At 55.6% G+C, this 2,500-nt stretch carries 2 rRNA genes (1 of these 2 cut by a window edge); both read left to right on the top strand.

The features are described from left to right. Positions 1-2,116 (top strand): 23S ribosomal RNA (locus SR882_RS00010) (it extends 763 nt beyond the left edge of the window). A gap of 88 nt (positions 2,117-2,204) precedes the next feature. Further along, a 5S ribosomal RNA gene (gene rrf / locus SR882_RS00005) occupies positions 2,205-2,320 on the top strand. Positions 2,321-2,500 lie beyond the last annotated feature (180 nt).

Genomic DNA, 2,500 nt, shown 5'->3' with positions numbered 1-2,500 from the left:
AGTGAAAGGCTAATCAAGCCCGGAGATAGCTGGTTCTCCTCGAAAGCTATTTAGGTAGCGCCTCATGTCTCACTCTCGGGGGTAGAGCACTGTTATGGCTAGGGGGTCATCCCGACTTACCAAACCATGGCAAACTCCGAATACCGAGAAGTGCAATCATGGGAGACACACAGTGGGTGCTAACGTCCATTGTGGAGAGGGAAACAACCCAGACCGCCAGCTAAGGCCCCCAAATGTGTGCTAAGTGGGAAACGATGTGGGAAGGCAGAGACAGCCAGGAGGTTGGCTTAGAAGCAGCCATCCTTTAAAGAAAGCGTAATAGCTCACTGGTCAAGTCGGCCTGCGCGGAAGATTTACCGGGGCTCAAGCACACTGCCGAAGCTGCGGATGCCGTAAGGCATGGTAGAGGAGCGTTCCGTAGGCCGTCGAAGGTGGACTGTGAGGTCTGCTGGAGGTATCGGAAGTGCGAATGCTGACATGAGTAACGATAATACGAGTGAAAACCTCGTACGCCGAAAGTCCAAGGTTTCCTGCGCAACGCCAATCGGCGCAGGGTGAGTCGGCCCCTAAGGCGAGGCTGAGAAGCGTAGTCGATGGGAAGCAGGTTAATATTCCTGCACCGGCCGTTATTGCGATGGGGGGACGGAGAAGGCTAGGCCAGCCGGCAGTTGGTGTCCGGTTTAAGCCTGTAGGTGGATCTCTTAGGCAAATCCGGGAGATCAACACCGAGAGGTGACGACGAGTTCCCAAGGGAACGAAGTGGTTGATGCCATGCTTCCAGGAAAAGCCTCTAAGCTTCAGATAACGGTTGACCGTACCCTAAACCAACACAGGTGGACTGGATGAGAATTCCAAGGCGTTGAGAGAACTCGGGTGAAGGAACTAGGCAAAATAGCACCGTAACTTCGGGAGAAGGTGCGCCCCCGTTAGGTGATCGGACTTGCTCCGTAAGCCGAAGGGGGTTGCAGTGACCAGGCCGCTGCGACTGTTTATCAAAAACACAGCACTCTGCAAACTCGAAAGAGGACGTATAGGGTGTGACGCCTGCCCGGTGCCGGAAGGTTAATTGATGGGGTTATCTTCGGAGAAGCCCTTGATCGAAGCCCCGGTAAACGGCGGCCGTAACTATAACGGTCCTAAGGTAGCGAAATTCCTTGTCGGGTAAGTTCCGACCTGCACGAATGGCGTAACGATGGCGGCGCTGTCTCCACCCGAGACTCAGTGAAATTGAAATCGCTGTGAAGATGCAGTGTACCCGCGGCAAGACGGAAAGACCCCGTGAACCTTTACTACAGCTTTGCACTGAATACTGAACCTACTTGTGTAGGATAGGTGGGAGGCTTCGAAACCAGGACGCCAGTTCTGGTGGAGCCAACCTTGAAATACCACCCTGGTATGTTTGGTGTTCTAACCCAGGTCCGTTATCCGGATCGGGAACCGTGCATGGTGGGTAGTTTGACTGGGGCGGTCTCCTCCGAAAGCGTAACAGAGGAGCACGAAGGTTGGCTAAGCACGGTCGGAAATCGTGCGGTTAGTGCAAGAGCATAAGCCAGCTTGACTGTGAGACAGACACGTCGAACAGGGTCGAAAGACGGTTCTAGTGATCCGGTGGTTCTGTATGGAAGGGCCATCGCTCAACGGATAAAAGGTACTCCGGGGATAACAGGCTGATACTGCCCAAGAGTCCATATCGACGGCAGTGTTTGGCACCTCGATGTCGGCTCATCACATCCTGGGGCTGAAGCAGGTCCCAAGGGTATGGCTGTTCGCCATTTAAAGTGGTACGCGAGCTGGGTTCAGAACGTCGTGAGACAGTTCGGTCCCTATCTGCCGTGGGCGTTGGAGATTTGAGGGAATCTGTCCTTAGTACGAGAGGACCGGGATGGACGAACCTCTGGTGTTCCGGTTGTCACGCCAGTGGCACTGCCGGGTAGCTAAGTTCGGATTGGATAACCGCTGAAAGCATCTAAGCGGGAAGCCAACCCCAAGATGAGATCTCCCCGGGACTTCGAGTCCCCTGTAGGGCCGTGGAAGACCACCACGTTGATAGGCGGGATGTGGAAGTGCAGTAATGCATGCAGCTAACCCGTACTAATTACCCGTGCGGCTTGACCATATAACGCCAAAGCGACACACACGGATACCCCGTACAACCGCATTCACTTTACTGCCGATCAGCCAACGGCTGGTCGGTTACCCCTTTGCCTGGCGTCCATAGAGCGGTGGAACCACCTGTTCCCATCCCGAACACAGCAGTGAAACGCCGCATCGCCGATGATAGTGTGGGGCTTCCCCATGTGAAAGTAGGTCAACGCCAGGCTCCCCATTTTGAGGCCCCCGTAACCGTCAGGTTGCGGGGGCTTCTTCGTGCTGGGGAAGCCCTTTCGGGCTCTCGGCCGCAGCCCTTCGGCTGCGGCGTTCACGTCGGCTGCGGCTGTCCACCGGACAGCCGGTCCTCGTTCACCCCCATGTGAAAGTCGGTCAACGCCAGGCCTCCCAT

Origin of the sequence: Guyparkeria halophila (assembly GCF_034479635.1) — a bacterium.
GTDB classification, from domain to species: domain Bacteria; phylum Pseudomonadota; class Gammaproteobacteria; order Halothiobacillales; family Halothiobacillaceae; genus Guyparkeria; species Guyparkeria halophila.
This window is presented reverse-complemented; position numbering and strand designations above follow the sequence as displayed.